The following is a 24818-nucleotide window of genomic DNA, read 5'->3' as shown; positions in this document are numbered from 1 at the left end:
CCGGACCTGCACCCTCACCACGGGCGTGCCACCGTGGAGGCATGTCGCAGATCGCCATCGTCGGGGGCCACGGCCAGATCGCCCTCCACCTCATCGACCAGCTCCGTGCCCGCAGCCACGACGTCGTCGCGCTCGTGCGCAGCGACGCCCACGTGTCCGACGTCGAGCAGCGCGGTGCCACCGCGCGCCGCCTCGACATCGAGAAGCAGGACGCCGACGGCTTCGCCCACGCCTTCGAGGGATGCCACGCCGTGGTGTTCGCCGCCGGCGGCGGCGCCGACGGCAACATCGACCGCAAGAGGAGCGTCGACCTCGAGGGGTCGCTGAAGTCGATCGACGGGGCGAAGCTCGCCGGCATCAGCCGCTTCGTGCAGGTCTCGGCCATCGGCGTCGACCTGCCGCTGCCCGAGGACACCGACGACGTGTGGCGCGCCTACGTGGAGGCCAAGCGCGACGCCGACGTCGCCCTGCGCGGGAGCGGCCTCGACTGGACGATCGTGCGCCCCGGCCGCCTCACCGACGACCCGGCTCGCGGCACCGTGACGCTCGGCGACTCCGTGGCCCGGGGGGAGATCCCCCGGGCCGACGTGGCCGCCGTGCTCGCGGAGTCCCTCGACACCGGGGCGGGCATCGGCCGCCAGTGGGACCTCGTGTCCGGAGACACCCCGATCGACCAGGCCGTCGCCTCCGCCTGACGCCACTCGGACCTGGGGCGGGCGGCGGCTCACCCGCCGGTGAGCCGCCGCACGGCCAGCCGGTCGACCTTGCCCCCGGGCAGGAGCGGCACCGCGTCGACGAGCACGACGTCGCGCGGCCCCCACGCCCGGGGCAGACCGGCATCCTCCAGGGCGTCGCGCAGGCGCTCGGCCCGCACGCCGTCGAGGCACGTGGCGTCGGCCGGCACCACCACGGCGACGACGCGCGTGCCCCACTCCTCGTCGGGCACACCGGCGACCGCCGCGTCGTGCACCTCGGGCACCTCGCGCAGCGCCCGCTCGACGGCGGGCAGCGGCACGTTGACCCCGCCACTGACCACCACGTCGTCGGCGCGACCCACCACGCTCAGCACACCGTCGTCGACCCGGCCGAGGTCGGCCGTGTCGAACCACGCACCGACCCGAGGCTCGTCGCCGTAGCCGTCGAACAGCACCGGGCCCGACACCTGGACGCGCCCCACGCCGTCGACGGGCTCGACGATGCGCAGGTCCACGCCGTCGAGCGGGACGCCGTCGTACACGCAGCCGCCGCTCGTCTCGCTCATGCCGTAGGTCCGCACCACCCGCACACCCGCCTCGCGCGAGCGCTCCAGCAGGGCGGGGTCGACGGCAGCGCCGCCGACGAGGACGGCGTCGAGCGACGCGACCACGTCGAGTCGTCCGGCCTGCGCCAGCCGGTGCAGCTGGGTCGGGACCAGCGAGGCGTACCGCCGGGGTGCCGCCGTCGGTGGCCGCATCGCCGCCACGGCCTGCTCCAGGTCGGCGTGCTCGTCGAGCAGCACCGGCTCGGCTCCCGCGAGCAAGGACCGCACCAGCACCTGCAGGCCACCCACGCCGGTGACCGGCAGGGCCAGGAGCCACTGGCCCGGCCCACCGAGACGCGCGGCGCTGGCGGTGGCGGACGCCAGCACCGCGTCGCGCGACAGCCGCACGTCCTTGGGCTCGCCCGTGCTCCCCGACGTGCGCACGACGAGGGGGGCGGTGTCGACGCCGTCGACCCACGGCCGGAGCAGCTCCAGGACCTCACGCGCCGGCCCCGCCACCGGGCGCAGCGACGCCGGGCCCGCTCCGGTCAGGGCTCCGTCCCCAGGTCGTCGTCGGTGATCGGGTCACCGGGCTCGCGCACCGGACGGGACTGGTACAGCGCCGCCGCTCCGGTGAGCAGCGCCCCGAACCCCGCGGCGATCGGCAGCCAGCCACCGGCCGTCGTGACCGCGAGCCACACGAACAGACCGGTCAGCCCCACGAGCACGAACGGGAACGGCGGCTGCTTCATGCGCCCAGCGTAGGCGCTGGCAGACTGACGGCTGAACCTTGCGGAGCCCGCGCGGAGAGCCCTCGACCGGAGGAGCCCCGGGCCGAGGGGCCCCCGGACGAAGGAGCACGGTGACCGACAGCAGCAGCGCGACCCTCTCGCAGTGGGTCGAGGGGGCCCGTCCCCGCACCCTCCCCGCCGCCGTGGCGCCCGTGCTCGCCGGGACGGGCGTGGCCGCGTTCGTCGACGACGTGGTCTGGGCCAAGGCGCTGCTCGCCCTCGGGGTCTCGCTGGCCCTGCAGATCGGCGTGAACTACGCCAACGACTACTCCGACGGGGTGCGCGGCACCGACCACGACCGCGTCGGCCCCCTGCGCCTGGTCGGGTCGGGGCTCGCGTCGCCGGCCGCGGTCAAGGCCGCGGCCCTCGGGTTCCTCGGCCTCGGCGCGCTCCTCGGCCTCGCCCTCGCCGCCACCACCACGTGGTGGCTGCTGCTCGTGGGCGTCGCTGCGCTCGGGGCCGCGTGGACCTACACCGGCGGCTCGAACCCCTACGGCTACCGGGCCCTCGGCGAGGTGAGCGTGTTCCTGTTCTTCGGGCTCGTGGCCGTGCTCGGCACCGTGTACGTGCAGGTCGAGTCCCTGCCCTGGGAGGCATGGGCGGCTGCCGTCGGCGTCGGCGCACTCGCCTGCGCGATCCTCGTGGCCAACAACCTGCGCGACATCCCCACCGACGTCGAGGCCGGCAAGCGCACGCTCGCCGTCGTGCTCGGCGACGCCCGCTCGCGCACCTTCTACGTCGCGCTCGTGGTGGTCGCCGCGGCAGCGGCCGTCGCGATCGCCGTCGGCGCCACCCCGTGGGCCCTGCTGGCGCTGCCGGGGCTGCTCCCCGTCGTCCCCGCCGTGCGCGCGGTCGTCGGCGGGGCCGTGGGCCCGGCCCTCGTCCCCGTCCTCAAGACGACCGGCATCGCCGAGCTGCTGTGGTCGGCCGGACTGGCGCTCGGCCTCGTGCTGGGCCGGTGAGCTCGGCCGATATGCCGCCCACGGCCCGGCACCCCCGCCGGCTCCGCGTCGGAGTCGTCTCCGACACCCACGCGCCGCGGTTCTGGAAAGGCCTGCCCGAGCGCGTCGCCGAGGAGCTGCGCGGCGTCGACCTGGTGCTGCACGCCGGCGACGTGTGCGTGCCGTCGGTGCTCGACGAGCTGGCCGCGCTCGCCCCCGTCCGCGTGGTCCTGGGCAACAACGACGGCGCCGACGTGGCCGCGTGGGGCGCACCGGAGACCCTCGAGCTCGAGCTCGCCGGCGTGCGCGTGGCGATGATCCACGACGCCGGCGCCAAGCAGGGCCGTGTGCGGCGCATGCGTCGGCGCTTCCCCGACGCCGACGTGGTCGTGTTCGGCCACTCCCACATCCCGTGGGACGAGACGAGCGAGGATCCCGACGACGGCCTGCGGATCCTCAACCCCGGCTCGCCCACCGACAAGCGACGCCAGCCGCACGGCACGCTGGGCCACCTCGTGCTCGCCGACGGACGCGTCGAGTCGTGGACGCTCGTCGAGGTCAGCTGACCCCACGATCGTTCGGCACCGGCAGGGAGCCGGTCGCGTCGTACTCCTCGAGCATCGCCGAGAACGGCGCGAGGTCGATGCCGCGCTCGGCCAGCCACGCGTCGTCGTAGTACGAGCTGAGGTAGCGCTCCCCCGCGTCGCACAGCAGCGTGACGATGCTGCCCTGCTCCCCTGCCCGGTGCATGCGGGTGGCAAGGGTCAGCGACGCCCACACGTTGGTGCCGGTGGAGCCGCCCACGAGTCGTCCGAGCCGGTCGCTCGTCCAGCGCATCGTGGCGATGGAGGCGGCGTCGGGGACGCGGAGCATGTCGTCGATGACGCCGCCGACGAACGACGGCTCCACGCGCGGCCGGCCGATGCCCTCGATGCGCGACGAGGCGCCCGTGACCACGTCGGAGGTGTCCTGCGCCCAGCCGTCGAGGAACGCGGAGTTCTCGGGATCGGCCACCAGCAACGACGTGGGGTGGCGGCGGTAGCGCAGGTAGCGGCCGATCGTGGCCGACGTGCCGCCCGTGCCGGCGCTGACCACGACCCAGGTGGGGACGGGATGACGCTCGGCCGACATCTGCTCGAAGATCGACTCGGCGATGTTGTTGTTGCCCCGCCAGTCGGTGGCTCGCTCGGCGTAGGTGAACTGGTCCATGTAGTGGCCACCGCAGTCGGCGGCCACGCGGCGGGCCTCGTCGTACACGTCGGCGGCGTTCTGCACGAAGTGGCAGCGGCCGCCGTGCCACTCGATGAGCGCGACCTTCTCGGTGCTCGTGGCGGCCGGCATGACGGCCACGAACGGCAGGCCGACGAGCCGGGCGAAGTATGCCTCGCTGACGGCGGTGGACCCGCTGGACGCCTCGACGATCGTGGAGTGCGGACCGATCCAGCCGTTGCAGAGGGCGTGCAGGAAGAGCGAGCGGGCGAGGCGGTGCTTGAGGCTGCCGGTGGGGTGGACCGACTCGTCCTTCAGGTACAGGTCGACGTCGGGCGTGGCGACGGGCACCGCGTGCAGGTGGGTGTCGGCGCTGCGGTTGGCGTCGGCCTCGACGCGGCGGATCGCCTCGTCGATCCAGGCGCGGGTCTCAGTCGACGTCTTCGGCACTGCGCGACTCCTCGATGCGCGACGACATGCGCTCGGCCCGCTGCTGCACGTTCGCGGCGAGGTCCTCGCGCATCCCGGCGAGCAGGAAGATCGAGATGATCGAGGAGATGATCATGGCGGCGAGGAGGACGAGCAGGTTCGTCAGCTCGTCGAACTCCAGGAAGAACTGGCCCACGCCCCACAGGAGCAGGTAGGTGACGGCCAGGACGCTGAGCCGGGCGAGCGTGTACCTCCAGAAGGCCTTCATGCCCCGAGGTTATCGGTCGACGCGTCGAGGCAGGTCGCTCGCCCGCGCTCACGCCCTCGACGGCGGGGCCGGGGTGGTCGTCCGCCGCTCGACCGTCGCGCGGCCCGGCCGTCGACCAGCCGAGGTTGAGGGTCGCGGGTACGGTGTCGCCATGGGCAAGGCACTGATCGCGATCGTGGGCGTGGTCCTGCTCGTGTACGCGTTCTTCGACCTCATCGCCACCCCTCGCTCGCAGGTCCGCGGCCTGCCGAAGGCGGCGTGGTTCGTCGCCATCCTGGTCCCGTTCGTCGGACCGCTCGCCTGGGTGTTCCTGGGCTCGCAGCCCCGCAAGGGCCGCCCGCCCCGCGACTCCGGCTACGGCTGGCCCGGCGGCCGCCCGCCCACCCGCGGCCCCGACGACGACCCCGACTACCTCCGCGGCCTCTGACCCCACCCCGGCCGTCTCCCCGTTTCGGACAGTTGCGGGTGGGTCAGGCGGCTCGTCGTGCCCCGGAAGTGTCCACAACGGGAGCCCGAGTGAACCAGCGGAGCCACTGGACGCTCGTCACCGGACGCGGTCCGTCGTAGCCGCGCTCGACCAGGGCGCGATGAACGCGCCACGGAATGTGCCGTGGCTCGGCCAGGTCGGCGGCCGCAACCACGATGACCCGGTAGCCGAGCGCCTCGAGCGCCTCCCGTCGCCACCGGTCACGTGCCCACTGGCGAGCGTCGGTCTCGTGGTGCCGCCCGTCGTACTCCACCACCACCTTCCAGCGCGGGTACAGGAGGTCGACCCGCGCGACGAACCGGCCCTGTGCGTCGCGGACGTCGACGTTGACCCGCGGCTCCGGCAACCGTGCGAAGACCAGCATGAGCCGGAGCAGGGACTCCATGGGTGACTCCGCTCCCTCCCGCACCAGGGCCATCGCTCGCCGTGCGCGAACCACGCCATGGAGGTGATGGGTCCAGCAGAAGGTGTCCAGGACGTTCCTCGTCGTGGCGGTCCGCAGGAGGTGTTCCGCCGCCTGCACCAGCGCGACGATCCCGAGCCGGGTCGCGCAGTCGACGAAGGTCCGCTCCGGCGTCGTCACCCGGAGGCCGTCGCGCTCGACGGTCTGGATGGGGTGCATTCGACGGTGCAGCACGACCCCGGGCAGACGGGTACGCAGCTCGGTGCGGGTGGAGAGCTCCAGTCCCGCTCCCCTGGTGTCGTGTCCCCAGAGGGCCAGCGCGGTGCGGTGACTCACCGCGCAGTCGTCAGGGAGCACGAGGAGCACCGCGAGCAGCCGCACCCGCAGGGTCAGCGCGACGTCGGCTCCGACGTACACGCCGCGCAGCAGACGACGGAACCGGCGACTCCGCAGGACGTCGCGTGTCACCCCGCTCGCCGCTGCCTCGCTCACGGTGAACGGTCGGTCGGTGGGCAGGTTCATCGCCCCACCGTGGCCGCACCCCGGTCGCAGGGCAACGCACCCCTGTGGACAACCGGCACGTCCCTACGTTTCGGACAGTTGCGGGGCACTTTCACCGGCCGAAGTGCCCCACAACTGTCCGAAACGTGGGGACTGGTCGGGGCTACTTGGCGTAGGAGTGGAGGCCGGAGCCGAAGAGGTTGACGCCGTAGTAGCTGAACAGGAAGGTGGCGAAGCCGACGATCGCGATGGTCGCGGCGCGCTTGCCCTTCCAGCCGGCCGTGGCACGGGCGTGCAGGTAGCCGGCGTAGACCACCCAGGTGATGAACGCCCAGACCTCCTTGGGGTCCCAGCCCCAGTAGCGGCCCCAGGCGTAGTGCGCCCAGATCGGGCCCGCGATGAGGGCGCCGAACGTCCAGAGCGGGAAGCCCACGGCGATCACGCGGTAGGCCAGCTGGTCCATCACGGCGGCGGTCGGGAACCGCGACAGCGTCGGGCCGACGGTGCCGTTCTCCTCGGCGCGGGCGCGGACGAGGTACAGCACCGACGCCGCCGTGCCGAGCAGGAAGAAGGCTCCCGCGATCATGACCGCGGCCACGTGGATGACGAGCCAGTAGGAGTGCAGGGCGGGCACGAGCGGTCCGGCCGGCACGTACGTCGACGACGCCATCCCGAGCACGACCAGCGCGAAGCCCGTGACGATGCCACCGAGCCACTCGATGGGCGAGATCCGCGCGACGACGACGTAGACGACGAGCGCCACCAGGGCACCGCCGACGCCGAACTCGTACATGTTGCCCCACGGCACCCGCTGCGCCGCGAGCCCGCGGGAGACCATGCCGACGACCAGCACGACGCTCGCGAGCACGGCGAGGGAGTAGGCGATCGACGAGAGGACGTCGGGACGGCTCGGCGACTCCTCGGGCGAGGCAGGCGCGTCGTCGGCGACCGTCTCGGCGGGGGCACCGGCGGTGACCGGCACCTGGGCCGACGCGGGCGCGCTGCGCCGTGCGAAGCCCCACTCGGCGACGTGCGCGAGGAAGGCCAGGGCGACGATGCCCGTGGCCGAGGCGATGGCGTAGTTCGAGACCTGCGCGTAGTCGGCGAGGTTCATCGGGTCTCCTTCTGCGGATCGGTCCGGTCACCGAGCCCGCTGCGCAGCCGCTCGAGCAGCTCGTCGAGGCTCGTGCCGAGGTCGTCCCGGGGGACGCGGTCGAGCGCGGCGACCTCCACCACGGTACGTGAGCCGTCCCGACGGGCCCGGACCCAGGTGCGCCGGGGGCGGATCGCCAGCGAGAGCACCAGCCCGACGATGCCGATGCTGATGCCACCGAGGGGCAGCCACACCAACGGCGTCGACGCGATCTGGAACCGGGCGAAGAGGGTCAGGTCGACGAACTCGATGGTGCCGCCGTCGGGCAGGTCGGCCTCCTGGCCCGGGCTCAGGCTCACCCGGAAGTTCGACCCGTCGGCGTTCTTGTACTGCTCGAGGTTCTCCTTGTCGAGCACGTAGACCGACTGCGGGAGCCCGTCGTCGATGCCGAGGTCGCCGTGGAAGACGAACAGCCCGAGCAGCGGGTTGACGGCGCCGGGGAAGGCCGAGATCGACGCCTCCTCCGTGCCGTCCGACACCGCGGTCGGCAGGAAGAAGCCCTGGAAGCCGAGCTGCTCCGGCTGGGCCTCGGGCACCTTGATGACGCCGTTGGAGGTGTACGTGCCGTCCGCGGGCAGGAACGGGACCGCCCCGTCGAACACGACGTCGCCTTGTGCGTCCGTGACCCTGATGACGGGAGCGTAGCCCTGGCCCACGAGGAACACCGACGTGCCGTCGACGGCCAGGGGGTGGTTGACGCGGATCTCGTACGGCTTCTCCGCGCCGTCGACGCCGGCCCGGTAGGAGCCCGACGCCTCGAACAGCCGCGGCGCACCCCGCTGCGGGCCCTCGGTCCAGAACCGCGCGACCATCCGGTCCAGCTGCAGCGAGAACGGCGGCAGGTCGTCGGTGTCGAACAGCGCACCCGAGGAGAACTCGTCGTACTGGGTGAGCACGTTGGCGAAGCCGTCGCCCTGCGTCACGATCGCCGCACCCCGGTAGCCGAACAGCGCCCCCACGGCCACGCCGACCAGCACCGCAACGATGCTCGCGTGGAACACCAGGTTGCCGAGCTCGCGCAGGTAGCCGCGCTCCGCCCGGACCTCGGCAGCGTCGTTCGCCGCCCCGGGCCCGGCACCCCCGCCGGCGTCGTTCGCCGCCCCGGGCCCGGCACCCCCGCGCACGACGTCGATGCGCGTGGGCAGCAGGCGCGGGCCACGCAGCGTCTCGCGCGCGACGGCCAGCACCTCCTCGACGTCGGCGTCGGTCTCGAACACGGCCGACGCGGGCAGGCGCTCGAGGTTGCGCGGGGCCTTGGGCGGACGGGCGCGGACGGCCTTCAGGTACACCCGGGTGCGCGGCAGGATGCAGCCCACCAACGACACCATGAGCAGCAGGTAGATCGCGCTGAACCAGGGCGACGTGTAGGTGTGGAAGACGCCGAGCCGCTCCAGCCACGGCGTGAGGTCGGGGTGCCGGGCCTGGAACGCCTCCACCGCCCGGGCGTCGACACCGCGCTGCGGGACGATCGAGCCCGGGATCGCGGCCACGGCGAGCAGAAGGAGCAGCAGGAGCGCCGTGCGCATCGACGTGAGCTGGCGCCACGCCCACCGCAGGGTCTCGACCGTGCCGAGCGCAGGCGCCAGGTCAGGGCGCTCACGAGGTTCGCGGGCCATCAGATCGCCGCCCCGTATCCGCCGGCCCACGTCTGCAGGTCGGTCACGAGGGCGTCCCACACACCGGTCACCAGCAGCACCCCCACGACGACGAGCAGCCCGCCACCGACCCGCTGCAGCGTCTGCTGGTGGCGGCGGGCCCAGCGGACGGCACCCATGAAGCGGCCGAAGGCGAGCGCCGCGACCACGAACGGCAGCCCCAGCCCGAGGCAGTACGTGAAGGTCAGGAAGGCGCCGCGCTCGAGCGTGCCCTCGGTGTTGGCGAGCGTGAGCACCGCACCGAGCGTGGGGCCGATGCAGGGCAGCCACCCCAGCCCGAAGAAGACGCCCAGCACGGGGGCGATGGCCACGCCCACGGCGGGCACGGCGTGGACGCGCACCTCGCGCTGCAGCACCGGCAGCACGCCGCTGAACACGAGGCCCAGCACGATCACCACCAGGCCGAGCACGATCGACATCAGCCGCCGGTAGTCGTAGAGCTGCTGGCCCACCGCGCCGAACAGGGCACCGCCGGCCACGAACACGACCGTGAAGCCCAGGACGAACAGCACGGAGCCGAGCAGCAGGCGCGACCGGCCCGACGTCTCGAGGTCCTGCACGCCCACGCCGCTCACGTAGGACAGGTAGCCGGGCAGCAGCGGCAGCACGCACGGCGAGAAGAAGGACACCAGGCCGGCCACCACGGCCACCGGCACCGCGAGCAGCAGCGACCCCGACAGGACGGTGTCGGCGAACCAGTCGGTCATGACCGGCTCGTCAGCACGTCGTCGATGACGCCCGAGAGCGTGGACGCACGCAGGTCGGGGTCGATGATCCTCGCCGCCACCCGGCCCTCGGCGTCGATGACCCAGGTGGTCGGGATGGCCTGCGACGGCAGGCTGTCGGCGAACCCGAGCTGCTGGCGACCGTCGGTGTCGACGATGCTCGGGTAGGTCGTGCCGATGCGCTTCTCGAAGGCCCGCGCCGCGGCCGTCTGGTCGCGCACGTTGAGCCCGAGGAACTGCACGCCCTGGTCTGCGTACTGCTCCGCGACACCCTGCAGCACGGGTGCCTCCTTGCGGCACGGCGGGCACCACGAGCCCCACACGTTCACCACCAGCGTCCTGCCCGCGAAGTCGGCGGAGCTGATCGTCTCGCCCTCCAGGTCCTCACCCTCCAGGACGGGCGCCTCCTCACGCTCGTCGACCGGCACGAGGCTGACGAAGCGGCTGCCGCTCACGTAGCCGCCCGTGGAGCCCTCGGTGCCGCGACCGGAGCAGCCGGCGAGCACCGCGAGGGTCACGACGAGCAGCAGCACGCCACCTAGCCGGGGGAAGGATCGGGTCACGGGTCAGGCGCCTCCGACGAACTTCTTGCCGGCCTTGAGGTCGTCGGGCAGCAGGTCGCCCGCGGGCTCGGCGTAGGTGAAGCCGACGTAGTCGTCGCCGTCGAAGGTGAGGCTCGTGATGCTGGCGAGCGTGCACTGCCGCTTGCGCGGGTCGTGCACGAACGAGTTCTGCTCGAACGCCTGGCGGGCGATCCAGACCGGCAGCTGGTGGGAGACGATGACCGCCTCGTGGCCGCGGGCGGCGTCGCGCGCGTCGGCCACGGCGGCCCGCATGCGCGTCGCGATGTCCTGGTAGGGCTCGCCCCACGAGGGACGGAACGGGTTGCGCAGCAGCCACCAGTTCTTCGGGTGCGCCAGCGCCCTCGGCTCCGCCCCGACGGTGCGGCCCTCGAAGAGGTTGTCGGCCTCGATGACCCGCGGGTCGATCGTCACCTCGGCCTCGAGCAGGGTCGCGAGCGGCGCGGCGGTCTGCTGGGCGCGCTCGAGGGGCGAGGACACGAGGTGGACGATCTCGTGCTTGGACAGGAAGTCGGCTGCCTTGACGGCCATCTGGTGACCGAGGTCGGAGAGGTAGAACTCCGGGAGCCGGCCGTAGAGGACGCCCTCGGGGTTGTGCACCTCGCCGTGGCGCATCAGGTGGACGATCGTGCGTTCGCTCATGAGGGGGTCCTTGCGATGGTCGACGGCTCTACCGATGACGGAGCGGCTGCCTCCTGGGGGGCCGGCGTCGCTGCGGCAGCAGCACGAGCGGCGGCGGGCAGCGCCTCGGCCATCCTAGAGAGTGCGCGGTCGTCGTGCGCCGCCGAGACGAACCAGGACTCGAAGGCGCTCGGGGGCAGGTACACGCCGGCGTCGAGCATGGCGTGGAAGAACGCGGTGTAGCGGTACGTCTCCTGGCGCTGCACGCCCGCGAAGTCGCGCACCGGCTCGGTGAGCCCCCACACCACGCTGAACATGCTGCCGACGTTCTGCACCACGTGCGGGACCCCGGCCTCGTCGAGCGCCGACGACACGAGGTCGCGCGCCTGGGCCGACCAGTCGTCGAGGCGGGCGTAGGCCGCGTCGTCGGCGAGGCGCAGCGTGGTGAGTCCGGCCGTGGAGGCCACGGGGTTCCCGGCGAGGGTCCCGGCCTGGTAGACCGGACCGCTCGGCGCCAGCAGCGACATGACGTCGGCGCGACCGCCGAAGGCCGCCGCAGGGAAGCCGCCGCCCATGACCTTGCCGAAGGTCAGCAGGTCGGGCCGCCATCCCTCGACCGCCCCGTCGAGGCCCCAGTGCCCGGAGCGCGTGACGCGGAACCCCGTCATCACCTCGTCGCTCACGAACAGCGCACCGTGCGCCGCGCACGTCTCGGACAGGAAGCGGTTGAAACCGGGCTCGGGCGCCACGACGCCCATGTTCCCGGCCGCTGCCTCGGTGATCACGCACGCGATGTCGGCACCGTGCTCGGCGAACGCCGCCGCCACGGCGTCGCGGTCGTTGAACGGGAGCACGATCGTGTCGGCGGTGACGTGGGCGGGGATCCCGGGCGAGCCGGGGAGCCCGAGCGTGACCACGCCCGACCCGGCCTCGGCCAGGAGGGAGTCGACGTGCCCGTGGTAGCAGCCGGCGAACTTGACCACCCGGCTGCGCCCGGTGAAGCCGCGGGCCAGGCGGATGGCCGACATGGTCGCCTCCGTGCCCGACGTGACCAGCCGGACCTGCTCGACGGGAGCGCGGCCGACGATCTCCTCGGCCAGCTCCACCTCGGGCGGGCTGGGCGTGCCGAACGAGGTGCCGCGGGCCGCCGCGGCCGTGACCGCGGCGATCACCTCGGGGTGCGCGTGGCCGAGCAGCATCGGGCCCCAGGACCCCACGAGGTCGAGGTACTCGGTGTCGTCGGCGTCGCGCAGCCAGGCCCCCTGGGCCGAGACCATGAAGCGCGGGGTGCCCCCCACCGCACGGAACGCTCGCACCGGGGAGTTCACACCGCCGGGCGAGACCTGCACGGCGCGGTCGAACCACTGCTGGGACACGGGAGTGGGGGCCATGGATCCAGTGTCTCAAGCCGTGCCCGAGGAGGAGGCCCCACGCCCCCTTCCACCCCGGGAGAGGGATGCCGTCGTCCCTCGTTCGCCGTAACCTTGCGGTGATCCGTCTCGTTGGTGAGACGAGGGCCACACCTGCGAAGCCGCACCAGCAGGTAACATCTGTTTACTGTGACGCGAGCCACGCTGTCACGGGAGGGACGAGACGCATGGGAGCACGCAAGCTCAGCCGCTGGCAGAAGGCCAGCGCCCTGGTGCCGATGAGCCTGCTCGTCGTCGCCTGGGGTGCCGCCATCAGCAACTCCGGTCTCGCCACGGCGGACGACCGGGTCAGCGCCGACGAGGTCCCCGACGTGCCCGCCACGGCGTTCGAGAAGCCGGCCAGCGTCCAGGCCGAGCCCGCGGGCGTCGACTCGCGCGCCGGTGCCTCCGGCACCCTGGCCACGCTGTCCACCAACGGCATCCCGTCCTCCGCGCTCTACGCCTACCGTCGCGCCGAGACGCTGCTCGCCAAGGCCGACGCCTCCTGCAACCTGCCCTGGAACCTCGTCGCCGCGATCGGCCGCGTCGAGTCCAACCACGGCCGCACCGGCGGCAACGCGCTCGACTCCAAGGGCGTGGCCAAGCCCGGCATCTACGGCATCCCGCTCGACGGCCGCGACGGCGTCGCGAAGATCACCGACAGCGACAACGGCGCGCTCGACAAGGACTCGGTCTACGACCGTGCGGTCGGCCCGATGCAGTTCATCCCCGGCACCTGGCGCTCGGTCGGCGTCGACGCCGACGGTGACGGCAAGAAGGACCCCCAGAACATCAACGACGCCGCCACCGCGTCGGGCATCTACCTGTGCTCGGGCAGCGGCGACCTCTCCGACGAGGGCGACGCGGCAGCGGCCGTGCGGCGCTACAACAACTCCTCCTCCTACGTCGACCTCGTGCTGAGCATCAGCAAGGCCTACGCCGGCGGCGACTTCACCGCCACTCCCAACGGCACCTCCACGGGCTCGGTCCTCACCAGCCGCTCGTTCGACCAGACCCTCACGCCGGCCCAGCGCACCGACGCCGCCAAGAAGGAGAAGAAGGTCCGCCAGAGCGAGGCGTCCGGCGGGTCGAAGGGCGGATCGGGAAGCGGATCGACCGGCGGCAGCGGCTCGACCGGCGGCGGGACCGGGTCCACCGGTGGCTCCACCGGCGGTGGCACGGGCTCGACCGGCGGCTCCACGGGTGGGTCCTCCGGCGGTGGCGGCTCCACGGTCGGCGGTGCCGTCCAGGGCGCGGTCGAGAACACGCCCCTGGCACCCGTCACCAAGCCGGTGACGGACCTGCTCTCGGCCACCGAGGCCAACCTGCGCTGCGCGCTCGAGGTCTCCGCTCTCCCGCTCAGCACCCACGCTGCTCGGTTCAAGACCTGCATGGACAAGTACACGAAGGGCTGATCGCCCTGCTCGAAGCCCCCGGTCGTCCCACGACCGGGGGCTTCGTCGTTCCTGGCCCACCCGCCGCGACGGGACGGGGGCGCTGCGGAGCGCGTCGTCGCGACGACGGCACCTCCGGACCCGGAGGTCTCAGGCGCGACGGGCGAGCTCGGCGGCCCAGTACGTCAGCACGATGTCGGCGCCGGCGCGGCGGATCGACGTGATCGTCTCGTCGACGGTGCGGTCGCGATCGATCCAGCCCTGCTGGGCGGCGGCCTCGACCATGGAGTACTCCCCCGAGACCGTGTACGCGGCGACCGGCAGGCTCACGTGCGCGCGCACGAGCGAGACCAGGTCGAGGTAGGCCAGTGCCGGCTTCACCATCACGATGTCGGCACCCTCGGCCACGTCGAGCAGGGTCTCGCGCAGCGCCTCGCGGGCGTTGCCCGGATCCTGCTGGTAGGTCTTGCGGTCCCCCTGCAGCGAGGAGTCGACGGCCTCGCGGAACGGTCCGTAGAAGGCGGACGCGTACTTGGCCGCGTAGGCCAGGATCGCCACGTCCGTGTGACCGGCCGCGTCGAGGGCGGACCGCACGACGCCGACCTGGCCGTCCATCATGCCGCTGGGACCCACGAGGTGGGCCCCCGCCTCGGCCTGCGCCACGCCCATCCGCCCGTAGATCTCGAGCGTGGCGTCGTTGTCGACCCGCCCGTGGTCGTCGAGCACGCCGCAGTGGCCGTGGTCGGTGAACTCGTCGAGGCACAGGTCGGCCATCACGAGCAGGTCGTCGCCGACCTCGTCGCGCGCGTCGGCGAGGGCGATGTTGAGGATGCCGTCGGCCGCCAGCGCCCCGGACCCCTCGGCGTCCTTGTGCTCGGGGACGCCGAACAGCATGACGCCCCCGAGGCCGAGGTCGGCGGCCTCGCGCACGGCACGCCGTGCCGACTCACGCGAGTGCTGCACGACGCCGGGCATGCTCGCGATCGGCCGCGGCTCCCGCAGGCCCTCGGCCACGAACATCGGCAGCACCAGCTGCGACGGCTCCGTGCGCGTCTCACGCACGAGCGCCCGCATGGCGGGCGTCGTGCGGAGACGGCGCGGTCGGTGGAGGGGCGGTCGGTGAAGGGGCGGACCCTGCACCGGTCCTGCGGAGCGATCGGCCGAGGGTCCCGACGTCATCGACTCAGGCCTTGCGCCGCGAGGAGGGCTTCTTCTGCGACGGCTTCAGCACCGGCTCGCCGGCCTCGAGGAACTCGAGACGGCGCGCGGCACCGAAGGCGGCCAGCGCGTCGGCCAGCACCTCGGCCGACGGCTGCTCGGCCATGACGTCGACCCGCAGACCGTGCTCCTCGGCCGTCTGGGCCGTGGCCGGGCCGATGCACGCGATGATCGTCGACGCGTGCGGCTTGCCCGCGATGCCGACCAGGTTGCGCACCGTGGAGCTCGACGTGAAGAGCACCGCGTCGAACTTGCCGGTCTTGATGGCCTCGCGGGTCGGCGCCGGCGGCGGGGCCGCCCGCACGGTGCGGTACGCCGTGACGTCGTCGACCTCCCAGCCGAGCTCCTGCAGACCCGCCACGAGCGTCTCGGTCGCGATGTCGGCGCGCGGCAGGAACACCCGGTTGATCGGGTCCAGCAGCTCGTCGAACGGCGGCCAGTCCTCCAGGAGGCCCCGGGCCGACTGCTCGCCGCTCGGGACCAGGTCGGCCTTGATGCCCCAGGTGGCGATGGCCTCGGCCGTCTTCTCGCCCACGGCTGCGATCTTGAGACCGGAGAACGCACGGGCGTCGAGCCCGTACTCCTCGAACTTCTCGCGGACGGCCTTGACGGCGTTCGCGCTCGTGAAGGCGACCCACTCGTACCGGCCCTCGACGAGTCCGCGCACGGCCTTGTCCATCTGCTGGGGGTTGCGCGGCGGCTCGACCGAGATGGTGGGGACCTCCTCGGACACGGCGCCGTAGGACCGCAGACGCGCGGCCAGGCCGGCCGACTGCTCCTTGGTGCGGGGCACGAGCACGCGCCACCCGTAGAGCGGCTTGGTCTCGAACCACGAGAGCGCCTCGCGCATGGCCACGACCTCGCCCACGACCGTGATGGCCGGCGAGGTCATGCCTGCGGCGCGCGCGTCGACGGCGATGTCGGCGAGCGTGGAGACGACCGTCGACTGCTCGGTGGTGGTGCCCACGCGGGTCATGGCGACGGGGGTCTCGGCGGACCGGCCGGCCTCGATCAGGCCCGCGGCGATCTCACCGATCCGCGCCACGGCCGACAGCAGCACCAGGGTGTCGGTGCCGGCGTAGTCGGGCCAGGCGATCGACGCGTCTCCGACGCTGACGACGCGGTACTGGCGGTGCGCCTTGTTGGTCAGCGGCACGCCCGCGTAGGCGGGGACGCCCGTCACCGACGAGACGCCGGGGACGATCTCGAAGGCGATGCCCGCCTTCGCGCAGGCCGCGGCCTCCTCGGGTGCCGTGGCGTACGTGAACGGGTCGCCGCTCACGAGCCGCACGACGTGCGCCCCGGTCTTCGCGTGGCGCACCACGAGACGAGCGCGCGCGGCGTGGGTGAGGACGACGCCGTCCTCACCGAGCCCGCCGTCGACGACCTCGACGCCCTCGGGCACGAGGGCAGCCTGCTCGGGCTGCTCGATGATGGCGACGTCGGCCTGCGCGATGAGCTCGGCCGCGCGGACGGTCAGCAGGCTGGCGTCGCCCGGTCCCGTGCCGACGAAGCTCACGTGCCCCAGCGGCTTGGGGCTGCGCTTCGTGGCGGGCTCCTTCTTCGCGGGTGCTTCGACGGTGGCGGTGGTGGGTGGTGTCACGGTGGTGGTCTTCTTCCTGGACTGCCGGGTGGTCATGAGGCGGAACCGATCGATGGACCGACCGCAGGGGTGGCCATCAGCTCGGCTGCGCCCTCGGCGAGCATCTCGGCAGCGAGACGTTCGCCGACCGCTGCCGGCTCGCTGAGCGAGCCGGAGGCGGACAGGCGGATGGTGGGTGAGCCGGAGGGGTCTCCGACCACGGCGCGCAGCCACAGCTCGTCGCCGTCGTCGCCCCAGACGACGTCGGCGAGAGCTCCGACCGGTGCGCTGCACCCTGCCTCCAAGGTGGAGAGCAGGGAACGTTCTGCCGTGACGGCGGCCCGGGTGTCCGGGTCGTCGAGCACGGAGAGGAGGCGAGCGGTCGCGTCGTCGTCGACGCGGCACTCACAGGCGAGGGCCCCCTGTCCGGGGGCGGGGAGGACCTGGATGGGGTCGAGGACCTCGGTGGCCTCGGACTCCCGCCCCAGGCGCAGCAGGCCGGCGCGGGCCAGCACCACGGCGTCGAGGTCGCCGGAGCGGACCTTGGCGATCCGGGTGTCGACGTTGCCGCGCACGGGGACGACCTCGACCCCCAGGCCGAGGGCGTTCAGCTGGGCCTCGCGACGCGGGGAGCCGGTGCCCACGCGCGCACCACGGGGCAGCTCGCCCAGGGTCAGGCCGTCGCGGGCCACGAGCACGTCGCGCGGGTCCTCGCGGACGCTGACCGCCGCGAGGGAGAGCCGGGGGTCGGCGGCGGTGGGCAGGTCCTTCAGGGAGTGGACGGCGACGTCGACGGTCCCGTCGACCAGGGCCTCGCGCAGCGCGGCCACGAACACCCCGGTGCCACCGATCTGGGTGAGCGGCGCCTGGTTGCGGTCGCCCTCCGTGCTGATGGTCACGAGCTCGACCTCGACACCGGTCAGCTCGGTGATCCGAGCCGCCACGTGACCGGACTGGGTCGTGGCCAGGGCGCTGGCGCGCGTGCCCAGACGCAAGGGGGTCTCACGCGCGGGATGCTGGGAGGCGGTGGTCATGCCTTCTCCCCCTTCACCTGGGTGACCGCCTGGACCGCGGCGGGGTCGAGCGCGAACAGGTCGGAGAGCGCGTCGGCGTAGGTGAGGCCGCCCGGCCCGTCGACCAGCTGCTGCACGCGCACGGTGGGAGCGTGGATGAGCTTGTCGGCGACCCGCTTGAGCGCCAGGCGCACCTGGTCGACCTGCTCGTCCGGCAGGCCGTGGAGCCGGCCGAGCAGGCGGCTCGTCTCGGCCTCGACGACCTCGGTCGCCATGCTGCGCAGCGCCACGACCGTGGGCGTGACGCGTGACTGGCTCTTGGCGGCGAGGAAGCTGCGCACCTCGTCGTCGACGATGGCGCGGACCTGCTGGACGTCGGCCGCGAGCTCGGCGTTCTCCGAGCGAGCGGCCAGCGTGACGAGGTCGATGACGCTGACGGACTCGAGCTCGGCCACCCCGGCCTCGACGTCGCGCGGCAGCGCCAGGTCGACGAAGACCAGCTCGCCGGTGACGTTGGACAGCCCGTCGTCGAGGACACGGGACACGCGGTCGGTGGCGAACACCGAGCCGGCCGCCCCCGTGCAGCTGATGACGACGTCGGCCGCGGACAGCTCGACGTCCATGGCCTCCCACCGCACGGCGCTGACGCCGAACGTGGCGACGAGCTCGTACGCCCGCTGGAACGTGCGGTTGGCGACCATGATCCGGTGCGGGGCCACGCCGCGGTCGACGAGCGTGCGCACGGCGAGGCTCGCCATGGTGCCGGCACCGGCCACCAGGAAGCGCGTGCCCGGAGCGGTCACGACCGGGCCGACGGCGTCGAGGCCCGCCGTGACGGTCGAGGGCGCGAGCCGGTCGATGCCCGTCTCGGCGTGGCCGCGCTTGCCGATGCGCAGCGCCTGCTGGAAGAGGGCGTTCAGGGCCGACCCGATCGTGGACTCGGCCTGGCCGGTGTGCAGCGCCTGCCGCACCTGGCCGAGGATCTGGCTCTCGCCGAGGATCATCGAGTCCATGCCGGAGGCCACCGAGAACAGGTGGGCCACGGCCGAGTCGTCGTAGTGCACGTAGGCGTGGTGCACGAGGTCCTCGCGGCCCATCCCGGCCTGCTCGGCGAGCAGGTGGGAGACGTCCTCGAGGGCGTTGTGGAAACGGTCGGCCTCCACGTACACCTCGACGCGGTTGCACGTGGAGATCACGGCCGCCTCGGTGACCGACGCCGACTCGAGGGCACGGTGGGCCAGCTTGACCGCCGCGTCCGTGTCGAGGGAGGCGCGCTCCAGCACGTCGATGGGGGCCGAGCGGTGGGACATGCCCACGACCAGCACGCTCATGCAGTCTCCGCCTTCCGCTGCTCGTGGTAGGCCAGGATCTGCAGCTCGACGGAGAGGTCGACCTTGCGGACCTGGACGTGGTCGGGGACCTGCAGGACGGCCGGGGCGAAGTTGAGGATGCTCGTGACGCCGGCGGCGACCAGCCGGTCGGCGACGTCCTGGGCCGCGTCGCCCGGCACGGCCACGACGGCGATCGCGATGCCCTGCTCGGACACGAGCGAGTCGAGCGCGGCGAGCGGCTGCACCTGCAGGTCGCCGATGGTCGAGCCCACCCGGTCCGGGTCGGTGTCGACCACCGCGGCGACCCGGATCCCGCGCGGGCTGAAGCCCGGGTACGTGGAGAGTGCCGAGCCGAGGTGGCCGGCACCGACGATCACGACGTCCCACGTCTGCGTCTGACCCAGTCCGCGGGCGATCTGGTAGCGCAGGTACTCGACGTCGTAGCCGACCCCGCGCGTGCCGTAGGAGCCGAGGTGGGAGAGGTCCTTGCGCACCTTGGCCGGGTTGACCCCTGCCGCCTCGGCGAGCTCGACGGACGAGCACGTGGTGGCGCCGGCGTCGGCGAACGACGCGAGGACCCGCAGGTACAGCGGCAGCCGGGCGACGGTGGCGTCGGGAACGTCACGCGGGGCCTGGGCCGTTGCACGGTCAGGGGTCCCGGCGAGCCGGGGGGTGCGCAGAAGGGTCACGGTGCTCCATCGCGCCGCGGCGGGGATTCACCCAAGGGGGTGTTCGCAGCGCCACATCAGTTTACGAGCTTGTGAACGTGGGAACAAAATCGAGAGCAGGGGTGGGTGGGATTCCTCACACGCGCCGTGGTAAAGGTCGCGACGCTCAGGAGCTGCCGAGGGCCGTGCGCAGCCGCGCCTCGGTGACCCGGAAGAAGTCGTGCTGCCGGCCGTCGACGAAGGTCACCGGCACCATGTCGGAGAACCTGCGGACCAGGGCGGGGTCGGCGTCCACGTCGACGCGGGCCCACGTCGCGTCGACGTCGGCGCACACCTCGGCGACCGTGGCCTCGGCGGCCTCGCACAGGTGGCAGCCCTCGCGGCTGTAGACGACGACCCGCGCGTCGAGGGCGTGCGGGACGTCGGTGTCGGCGGGACCGGTCACGGTGCGAGCAGCCCGAGGTCCTGGCTGCGGGCCAGCGCCCGCAGGCGCCCCTTGGCGACCTTGCCCGTCGCCGAGTGCGGCAGCCCCTCGACCACGACGACCTGGCGCGGCTGCTTGAACCGGGCGAGCCGCGTGGAGCAGTGCTCGACCACGCTCGCCTCCAGCGCCGCCGCGTCGACGTCCGAGGACGCGGGGACGACGAACGCCACGACCGCCTCGCCGGTGCTCTCGTCGGGCAGGCCGACCACGGCCACCTCCGAGACCTCGGGGAGCTCGACGACCACGGCCTCGACCTCGGCGGGGTAGACGTTGAAGCCGGACACGATCACGAGCTCGCGCACCCGGTCGACGAGCGTGAGGTCGCCCTCGTCGTCGAGGTAGCCGATGTCACCGGTCGGGTACCAGCCGTCGTCGCGCGGGCCGTCGGATCCGTCGGGCCAGTAGCCGGAGAACAGGTTGGCGCCCCGCACCCAGATCTCCGCAGGGTCGCCGGGAGCGGCGTCGGAGCCGCCGGCGTCGACGAGGCGCAGCTCGACACCCGGCAGCGCGCGACCGACCGAGCCGGGGCGCGGCGGGACGCCGACGTCGCGACCCGACGCCAGCGTGGCGGTGATGACGGGGGCGGTCTCCGTGAGCCCGTACCCCTGCTCGACGTGGTGCCCCGACGACTCGGCGAAGACGGCCGCCAGCTCCGGGTCGAGCGCCGACGCGCCGCTCAGCACGTGCTTGACCCCGCCCAGGTGCTCGCGCAGGTCGGAGCGCCCGGCCCAGGCCGCGATCACGGGGGGCGCGAGCGCCACGTTCGTGACCCCCTCGTCGCGGATCGTGCGGAGCAGGCCGGCCGGGTCGAACCCGTCGACCATCACCACCCGCGCACCCTGGCGCACGGCTTGGCCGAGGACGGCGTTGAGGCCGTAGATGTGGAACATCGGCAGCAGACCGAGCACGACGTCGTCGGCCGTGACGATGGCCGGCTCGACGGCCGCGGTCTGCTCGACGTTGGCCAGCAGGGCACGGTGCGACAGGACCGCGCCACGGGGCTTGCCGCTCGTGCCCGACGTGTAGAGCACGACCGCCGGGGCCTCGTCGTCGCGGGGAGCTGCCGGCTCCACGGCGGGCGCGTCGCGCAGCAGGCGCTCGAAGGCGATCTCGCCCGGTCCGGGCTCGGTCCCGTCGACGACGACCGTGAGGCCGGGGCCCTCGTGGTCGAGCCCGGCGACGGCGGCGCGGACCTGCTCGATGCCCGTCTCGTCGCAGAGGACGACCCTGGCGCCGGAGTCCGCCAGCATGCGGCCGATCTCGCGCTCGGTCGAGCGGGGGTTGACGGGGACGGCCACCATGCCGCCGCGCAGGATGCCGAAGTAGGCGACCGCCAGGTCGATCCGGTTGGCCATCACGAGGGCGACGCGATGGCCGCCGCGCAGCCCCACCCCGCTCAGGCCGCGGGCCACGGCGTCGGCCGCTGCGTCGAGCTCGGCCCAGGTGCGCTCGTGACGCCCGCCGCGGTGCTCCACCAGGGCCAGGGCGTCCGGCGTGCGCTCCGCCGCGGCGCTCAGCAGCCCCGAGACGTTGGTGGGCCCCGAGACGCTGGTGGGCCCCGAGACGCTGATGGGCCCCGGGACGCTGGTGGGAGCCGGGACGTTCGTGAGCCCAGGGACGTCCGACTCGTTCGAGGAGGTCACGATGCGAGTCAACCACAGCGCGCCCGGCCCTCGCGGGGGGTTCGAGCGACCGAGGAGCCTGGGCGAAGGACCACTCGACCGATAGCCTCGTGGCATGACCAGCCAGCGGGTCCCCCGGACCGGGCCGAACCTGCGGTCGCGCTCCGTCCTGGCCGGTCAGGCCGCCGCCGCCGCGAGCGAGGTCGAGCACTGGCTGGCACCGCGTCCGGACGCCGACGCCGCAGCGTTCTTCGACGTCGACAACACGATCATGCAGGGCGCCTCGATCTACCACTTCGCCCGCGGGCTGCACCGGCGCGACTTCTTCACGACCGGCGACATCGCCAAGGCCGCCTGGCAGCAGGTGTACTTCCGCCTCGCCGGCGTCGAGGACCCCGAGCACATCGCGAAGGCCCGGTCCTCCGCCCTGGCCTTCATCGCCGGGCACAGCGTCCGCGAGCTGGAGGAGGTCGGCGAGCAGATCTTCGACGAGCACATGGCGCACAAGATCTGGCCCGGCACGCGGGCGCTCGCCCAGCAGCACCTCGACGCCGGCCAGCGCGTCTGGCTCGTGACCGCCGCGCCGATCGAGATCGCCGCCGTCATCGCCCGCCGTCTCGGCCTCACGGGCGCGCTCGGCACCGTGGCCGAGCACGTCGACGGCGTCTACACCGGCGAGCTGGTCGGCGAGCTGCTGCACGGCGAGGGCAAGGCCGTCGCCGTCACGGCGATCGCCGAGCGCGAGGGCCTCGACCTCGCGCGGTGCTTCGCCTACTCCGACTCCCACAACGACCTGCCGATGCTCTCGCTCGTCGGGCACCCCTGTGCCATCAACCCCGACCCGAAGCTGCGCTCCCACGCCAAGGACCAGGGCTGGGACGTCCGCGACTACCGCACCGGTCGCAAGGTCGCCCTCGCCGGCGGACGGGTGGCCGGCAGCGGGGCCCTCGCCTTCGCGGCCTGGCGTGCGGCACGCGCCCTCCGGCGCCGCTGACCGCCCAGGGAGCGAGACCGATCCCGGATTTCTGCAGACACGCGCCGTCCCAGCGGCATACGATCGTCTCGATCTTCGGGAGGGATCGATGGCCGCGAACGTGGGAGCACTGCGATGGGCGCTGTCCCACGCCCTGGCGACCCCTGACGACACCGTCCTCGCCATGGCGCTGGCCGAGCCGGCGCCCGCGCCCGGCCCCTCGCTCAGCTCCGCGTTCTCGAACGGACCGATCGACCCGCACGGCGATCCCGAGGAGCTGCGCCTGCGCGCCCTCGTCGACCTCGCCCGCGAGGGCGACGCCGAGGCGTTCGGCCAGCTCTACGACCACTACGTGAACGGGATCTTCCGGTTCATCTACTACCGGGTCGGGTCCCAGCAGCTGGCCGAGGACCTGACGAGCGAGACCTTCGTCCGCGGCCTGCGTGCCATCCAGCGCTTCAGCTGGCAGGGCAAGGACTTCGGCGCGTGGCTCACCACGATCGCCCGCAACCTCGTCGTCGACCACTTCAAGTCCGGCCGGGCTCGGCTCGAGATCGTCTCCGACGACGTGCCGGAGGGCCCGCAGACCGCCCCCAGCACCGAGGACGACGTCATGTCGCTCCTGTCGAACGAGATGCTCTTCGCGGCCGTGGCCGAGCTGCCCACCGAGCAGCGCGAGTGCGTGCTGATGCGCTTCATCCAGGGCCTGAGCATCGCCCAGACGGCCGCCGCCCTGGGCCGGACCGAGGGCGCCATCAAGCAGCTGCAGCTGCGCGCCGTGCGCAACCTCGCCAAGAAGATGCCGGAGGGCATCCGATGAGCGGCGTCGCGCGGACCGGGCCGACGCGCCGCCTGGCCACCGGGCCCCTGATGGACGAGATGGTGCGAACCGCGTCACGAACGCGTAACTCCGACGTCTTCCCCATCGTTGGAGCTGTAGACGCCACCACAGACAGGACGACGCGATGAGACCCCGCTCGGGCCGCGACGACGCCCAGGCCTTCCACGAGGCCTGGGAGTCCGGCACCCCCGCCACCGCCGAGGTGGCCGAGCTGGTGCGCGCTGCCGAGCTGGTGTGCGAGTCCGCCGTCGCGACCCCGCGACCGGAGTTCCGCGCCGCCCTGCGCGAGCGACTCATGACCGAGGCGCAGACCGTCCTCGTGCCCGACCCGGGCGCCTCGCGGCGTGCCGTGGCCGACCGCACGCCGGCCACCGTGGCGCCGTCGGCTCCCCGCACCCGCCGCCGGATCGCCGGCCTGGCCGTGGCCGCCGTCTCCTCCCTCGGCGTGGTCGGCATGGTCGCGGGCAGCGCCCAGGCCATCCCGGGCGACGTCCTCTACCCCGTCAAGCGCGGCGTCGAGAACGTCGAGCTGGCCATGCAGCGCACCGACGAGGGCCGCGGCACGCAGCGGCTCGAGATCGCCGCCGAGCGGCTCCGCGAGGCCCGCGCCGTGCTGGGCGACGGCTCGACCAAGCAGCGGGCCCAGGTCGGCGCGCTCCTCGACGACTTCAGCACCGAGGCCGAGCAGGGCTCGGCCGAGCTCTTCGGCGCCTTCGACTCCGACGGATCCACCGCGACGATCGACACCGTCAACGACTTCGCCGCGGCGTCCGCGGTCGACCTGAGCGTCATGTCGGCCGAGGTCCCCGCCGACGCGGCGTCCGCGTTCGACTCGGCGACGGCCGTCGTCACCGACCTGGCCGGTCAGGCCGGCCGTCTGTGCGGCACGTGCGCCAAGGCCGACGTCGACGCCCTGGTCCAGGTCGTCCAGCAGGTCGTCCGACCGGGCCGTCCCGCGTCGGCCTCCGACGCCGAGCCGGCCGCCAGCACCCGCGACGACACCGCCCCGGCCCCGGTCACGAAGGCGCCCACGTCCGACGAGGCCACGAGCGCCCCGACGCCGGCTCCGGCACCGGTCGCCCCCTCGCCCTCGGCGAAGCCGCAGGGCCTGCGCGCGGTCACCGATCCGCTCGTCGGCGGCCTGCTGGGCAACGAGGAGACCGAGGGGCTGGTCCCCGGCCTGCTCAACGGCCTGCTCGGCACCAAGAAGTAGCTGGGGCTCCGCCGCAGGGCGAAGCAGCAGAGGCTCCGCCGCAGGGCCACGTCCTGGGCGGCCGCG

Annotated in this window: 26 protein-coding genes; 8 read left to right on the top strand and 18 right to left on the bottom strand. The window is 73.2% G+C overall.

Features of this window, described 5'->3' with window-relative positions; translation table 11 throughout:
• Window positions 1-41 precede the first annotated feature (41 nt).
• A complete protein-coding gene (locus NBW76_RS05315; RefSeq protein WP_055964017.1) occupies window positions 42-695 on the top strand; it encodes an SDR family oxidoreductase in 654 nt (217 codons plus the stop codon).
• A 29-nt stretch (window positions 696-724) separates the two neighbouring features.
• On the opposite strand, the gene NBW76_RS05310 is transcribed toward NBW76_RS05315, so the two are convergent.
• Both NBW76_RS05310 and NBW76_RS05305 read right to left on the bottom strand, forming a co-directional pair.
• A complete protein-coding gene (locus tag NBW76_RS05310) occupies window positions 725-1759 on the bottom strand; it encodes an AMP-binding protein (protein WP_055964015.1) in 1035 nt (344 codons plus the stop codon).
• Window positions 1760-1788: 29 nt separating this feature from the next.
• Window positions 1789-1992: a hypothetical protein gene (locus tag NBW76_RS05305; protein ID WP_055964012.1), complete on the bottom strand. Its 204-nt coding sequence runs from the start codon at window positions 1990-1992 to the stop codon at window positions 1789-1791.
• Between the two features lie 110 nt (window positions 1993-2102).
• Here NBW76_RS05305 and NBW76_RS05300 point away from each other — a divergent pair, with 110 nt between their 5' ends.
• Window positions 2103-2993 (top strand): 1,4-dihydroxy-2-naphthoate polyprenyltransferase, encoded by an 891-nt coding sequence (locus tag NBW76_RS05300; protein WP_056555978.1) that lies wholly within the window; start codon window positions 2103-2105, stop codon window positions 2991-2993.
• Complete coding sequence (locus NBW76_RS05295) at window positions 2990-3538, top strand: metallophosphoesterase family protein (protein ID WP_235493045.1); 549 nt, start codon at window positions 2990-2992, stop codon at window positions 3536-3538. The genes NBW76_RS05300 and NBW76_RS05295 overlap by 4 nt, the downstream gene beginning before the upstream one ends.
• Here the strand turns inward: NBW76_RS05295 and NBW76_RS05290 are convergent.
• Both NBW76_RS05290 and NBW76_RS05285 read right to left on the bottom strand, forming a co-directional pair.
• Window positions 3531-4631, bottom strand: a complete 1101-nt coding sequence (locus NBW76_RS05290; RefSeq protein ID WP_056555984.1) for a PLP-dependent cysteine synthase family protein — start codon at window positions 4629-4631, stop codon at window positions 3531-3533. The genes NBW76_RS05295 and NBW76_RS05290 overlap by 8 nt on opposite strands.
• Complete coding sequence (locus tag NBW76_RS05285; protein ID WP_055964001.1) at window positions 4612-4878, bottom strand: DUF4229 domain-containing protein; 267 nt, start codon at window positions 4876-4878, stop codon at window positions 4612-4614. Before NBW76_RS05285 ends, NBW76_RS05290 begins: the two co-directional genes overlap by 20 nt.
• 151 nt (window positions 4879-5029) lie before the next feature.
• Here NBW76_RS05285 and NBW76_RS05280 point away from each other — a divergent pair, with 151 nt between their 5' ends.
• Window positions 5030-5305 (top strand): PLD nuclease N-terminal domain-containing protein, encoded by a 276-nt coding sequence (locus tag NBW76_RS05280; RefSeq protein WP_055963998.1) that lies wholly within the window; start codon window positions 5030-5032, stop codon window positions 5303-5305.
• A gap of 43 nt (window positions 5306-5348) precedes the next feature.
• Here NBW76_RS05280 and NBW76_RS05275 read toward each other — a convergent pair whose 3' ends face one another.
• The 7 genes from NBW76_RS05275 to hemL all read right to left on the bottom strand — a co-directional run bounded on the left by NBW76_RS05275 (window position 5349) and on the right by hemL (window position 12395).
• Entirely contained in the window at window positions 5349-6290 is a 942-nt protein-coding gene (locus NBW76_RS05275) for a DUF559 domain-containing protein (RefSeq protein WP_056555991.1), read from the bottom strand.
• A 142-nt stretch (window positions 6291-6432) separates the two neighbouring features.
• Entirely contained in the window at window positions 6433-7383 is a 951-nt protein-coding gene (gene ccsB / locus NBW76_RS05270; protein ID WP_056555993.1) for a c-type cytochrome biogenesis protein CcsB, read from the bottom strand.
• On the bottom strand, window positions 7380-9038 hold the full coding sequence (locus NBW76_RS05265; protein WP_056555997.1) for a cytochrome c biogenesis protein ResB: 1659 nt from the start codon (window positions 9036-9038) through the stop codon (window positions 7380-7382). The genes ccsB and NBW76_RS05265 overlap by 4 nt, the downstream gene beginning before the upstream one ends.
• On the bottom strand, window positions 9038-9784 hold the full coding sequence (locus tag NBW76_RS05260) for a cytochrome c biogenesis CcdA family protein (RefSeq protein WP_055963986.1): 747 nt from the start codon (window positions 9782-9784) through the stop codon (window positions 9038-9040). The genes NBW76_RS05265 and NBW76_RS05260 overlap by 1 nt, the downstream gene beginning before the upstream one ends.
• Window positions 9781-10365 (bottom strand): TlpA disulfide reductase family protein, encoded by a 585-nt coding sequence (locus NBW76_RS05255; protein WP_082482017.1) that lies wholly within the window; start codon window positions 10363-10365, stop codon window positions 9781-9783. Before NBW76_RS05255 ends, NBW76_RS05260 begins: the two co-directional genes overlap by 4 nt.
• Before the next feature lie 3 nt (window positions 10366-10368).
• Window positions 10369-11025: a histidine phosphatase family protein gene (locus NBW76_RS05250; protein WP_055963980.1), complete on the bottom strand. Its 657-nt coding sequence runs from the start codon at window positions 11023-11025 to the stop codon at window positions 10369-10371.
• Window positions 11022-12395 carry a glutamate-1-semialdehyde 2,1-aminomutase gene (gene hemL / locus NBW76_RS05245; RefSeq protein WP_055963977.1) on the bottom strand — a complete coding sequence of 458 codons (1374 nt, stop codon included), beginning with the start codon at window positions 12393-12395 and terminating at the stop codon, window positions 11022-11024. The genes NBW76_RS05250 and hemL overlap by 4 nt, the downstream gene beginning before the upstream one ends.
• Before the next feature lie 206 nt (window positions 12396-12601).
• Between hemL and NBW76_RS05240 the strand changes: the two genes are divergently transcribed.
• Window positions 12602-13828 (top strand): lytic murein transglycosylase, encoded by a 1227-nt coding sequence (locus NBW76_RS05240; RefSeq protein WP_055963974.1) that lies wholly within the window; start codon window positions 12602-12604, stop codon window positions 13826-13828.
• A gap of 129 nt (window positions 13829-13957) precedes the next feature.
• On the opposite strand, the gene hemB is transcribed toward NBW76_RS05240, so the two are convergent.
• The 7 genes from hemB to NBW76_RS05205 all read right to left on the bottom strand — a co-directional run bounded on the left by hemB (window position 13958) and on the right by NBW76_RS05205 (window position 21746).
• On the bottom strand, window positions 13958-14986 hold the full coding sequence (hemB, locus tag NBW76_RS05235) for a porphobilinogen synthase (RefSeq protein WP_082482019.1): 1029 nt from the start codon (window positions 14984-14986) through the stop codon (window positions 13958-13960).
• Window positions 14987-14990: 4 nt separating this feature from the next.
• Window positions 14991-16664 carry a bifunctional uroporphyrinogen-III C-methyltransferase/uroporphyrinogen-III synthase gene (locus NBW76_RS05230; protein ID WP_082482020.1) on the bottom strand — a complete coding sequence of 558 codons (1674 nt, stop codon included), beginning with the start codon at window positions 16662-16664 and terminating at the stop codon, window positions 14991-14993.
• On the bottom strand, window positions 16661-17641 hold the full coding sequence (gene hemC, locus NBW76_RS05225; RefSeq protein WP_055963969.1) for a hydroxymethylbilane synthase: 981 nt from the start codon (window positions 17639-17641) through the stop codon (window positions 16661-16663). Before hemC ends, NBW76_RS05230 begins: the two co-directional genes overlap by 4 nt.
• Window positions 17638-18951: a glutamyl-tRNA reductase gene (locus tag NBW76_RS05220; RefSeq protein WP_055963966.1), complete on the bottom strand. Its 1314-nt coding sequence runs from the start codon at window positions 18949-18951 to the stop codon at window positions 17638-17640. The genes hemC and NBW76_RS05220 overlap by 4 nt, the downstream gene beginning before the upstream one ends.
• Window positions 18948-19631 (bottom strand): redox-sensing transcriptional repressor Rex, encoded by a 684-nt coding sequence (locus NBW76_RS05215; protein ID WP_055966207.1) that lies wholly within the window; start codon window positions 19629-19631, stop codon window positions 18948-18950. The genes NBW76_RS05220 and NBW76_RS05215 overlap by 4 nt, the downstream gene beginning before the upstream one ends.
• Window positions 19632-19785: 154 nt before the next feature.
• Entirely contained in the window at window positions 19786-20064 is a 279-nt protein-coding gene (locus NBW76_RS05210; RefSeq protein ID WP_056556001.1) for a glutaredoxin family protein, read from the bottom strand.
• Window positions 20061-21746: a class I adenylate-forming enzyme family protein gene (locus NBW76_RS05205; protein WP_200932685.1), complete on the bottom strand. Its 1686-nt coding sequence runs from the start codon at window positions 21744-21746 to the stop codon at window positions 20061-20063. Before NBW76_RS05205 ends, NBW76_RS05210 begins: the two co-directional genes overlap by 4 nt.
• A gap of 94 nt (window positions 21747-21840) precedes the next feature.
• Here NBW76_RS05205 and NBW76_RS05200 point away from each other — a divergent pair, with 94 nt between their 5' ends.
• From NBW76_RS05200 to NBW76_RS05190, 3 genes are all read left to right on the top strand, one after another.
• Complete coding sequence (locus tag NBW76_RS05200; RefSeq protein ID WP_055963961.1) at window positions 21841-22719, top strand: HAD family phosphatase; 879 nt, start codon at window positions 21841-21843, stop codon at window positions 22717-22719.
• Between the two features lie 88 nt (window positions 22720-22807).
• A complete protein-coding gene (locus NBW76_RS05195; RefSeq protein WP_056556005.1) occupies window positions 22808-23518 on the top strand; it encodes a sigma-70 family RNA polymerase sigma factor in 711 nt (236 codons plus the stop codon).
• A 145-nt stretch (window positions 23519-23663) separates the two neighbouring features.
• Complete coding sequence (locus tag NBW76_RS05190; RefSeq protein ID WP_056556008.1) at window positions 23664-24752, top strand: DUF5667 domain-containing protein; 1089 nt, start codon at window positions 23664-23666, stop codon at window positions 24750-24752.
• Window positions 24753-24818 lie beyond the last annotated feature (66 nt).

Origin of the sequence: Aeromicrobium sp. Leaf245 (assembly GCF_942548115.1) — a bacterium.
Classification (GTDB): domain Bacteria; phylum Actinomycetota; class Actinomycetes; order Propionibacteriales; family Nocardioidaceae; genus Aeromicrobium.
This window is presented reverse-complemented; position numbering and strand designations above follow the sequence as displayed.

What these genes read in the sequence shown, in the direction of transcription:
- NBW76_RS05195 (WP_056556005.1), top strand. Translation starts at nt 22,808, where the DNA reads ATGGCCGCGAACGTGGGAGCACTGCGATGGGCGCTGTCCCACGCCCTG.
- NBW76_RS05260 (WP_055963986.1), bottom strand. Translation starts at nt 9,784, where the DNA reads ATGACCGACTGGTTCGCCGACACCGTCCTGTCGGGGTCGCTGCTGCTC.
- ccsB (WP_056555993.1), bottom strand. Translation starts at nt 7,383, where the DNA reads ATGAACCTCGCCGACTACGCGCAGGTCTCGAACTACGCCATCGCCTCG.
- NBW76_RS05275 (WP_056555991.1), bottom strand. Translation starts at nt 6,290, where the DNA reads ATGAACCTGCCCACCGACCGACCGTTCACCGTGAGCGAGGCAGCGGCG.
- NBW76_RS05280 (WP_055963998.1), top strand. Translation starts at nt 5,030, where the DNA reads ATGGGCAAGGCACTGATCGCGATCGTGGGCGTGGTCCTGCTCGTGTAC.
- NBW76_RS05305 (WP_055964012.1), bottom strand. Translation starts at nt 1,992, where the DNA reads ATGAAGCAGCCGCCGTTCCCGTTCGTGCTCGTGGGGCTGACCGGTCTG.
- NBW76_RS05285 (WP_055964001.1), bottom strand. Translation starts at nt 4,878, where the DNA reads ATGAAGGCCTTCTGGAGGTACACGCTCGCCCGGCTCAGCGTCCTGGCC.
- NBW76_RS05190 (WP_056556008.1), top strand. Translation starts at nt 23,664, where the DNA reads ATGAGACCCCGCTCGGGCCGCGACGACGCCCAGGCCTTCCACGAGGCC.
- hemL (WP_055963977.1), bottom strand. Translation starts at nt 12,395, where the DNA reads ATGGCCCCCACTCCCGTGTCCCAGCAGTGGTTCGACCGCGCCGTGCAG.
- NBW76_RS05200 (WP_055963961.1), top strand. Translation starts at nt 21,841, where the DNA reads ATGACCAGCCAGCGGGTCCCCCGGACCGGGCCGAACCTGCGGTCGCGC.
- NBW76_RS05250 (WP_055963980.1), bottom strand. Translation starts at nt 11,025, where the DNA reads ATGAGCGAACGCACGATCGTCCACCTGATGCGCCACGGCGAGGTGCAC.
- NBW76_RS05230 (WP_082482020.1), bottom strand. Translation starts at nt 16,664, where the DNA reads ATGACCACCCGGCAGTCCAGGAAGAAGACCACCACCGTGACACCACCC.
- hemB (WP_082482019.1), bottom strand. Translation starts at nt 14,986, where the DNA reads ATGACGTCGGGACCCTCGGCCGATCGCTCCGCAGGACCGGTGCAGGGT.
- NBW76_RS05240 (WP_055963974.1), top strand. Translation starts at nt 12,602, where the DNA reads ATGGGAGCACGCAAGCTCAGCCGCTGGCAGAAGGCCAGCGCCCTGGTG.
- NBW76_RS05265 (WP_056555997.1), bottom strand. Translation starts at nt 9,038, where the DNA reads ATGGCCCGCGAACCTCGTGAGCGCCCTGACCTGGCGCCTGCGCTCGGC.
- NBW76_RS05220 (WP_055963966.1), bottom strand. Translation starts at nt 18,951, where the DNA reads ATGAGCGTGCTGGTCGTGGGCATGTCCCACCGCTCGGCCCCCATCGAC.
- NBW76_RS05315 (WP_055964017.1), top strand. Translation starts at nt 42, where the DNA reads ATGTCGCAGATCGCCATCGTCGGGGGCCACGGCCAGATCGCCCTCCAC.
- hemC (WP_055963969.1), bottom strand. Translation starts at nt 17,641, where the DNA reads ATGACCACCGCCTCCCAGCATCCCGCGCGTGAGACCCCCTTGCGTCTG.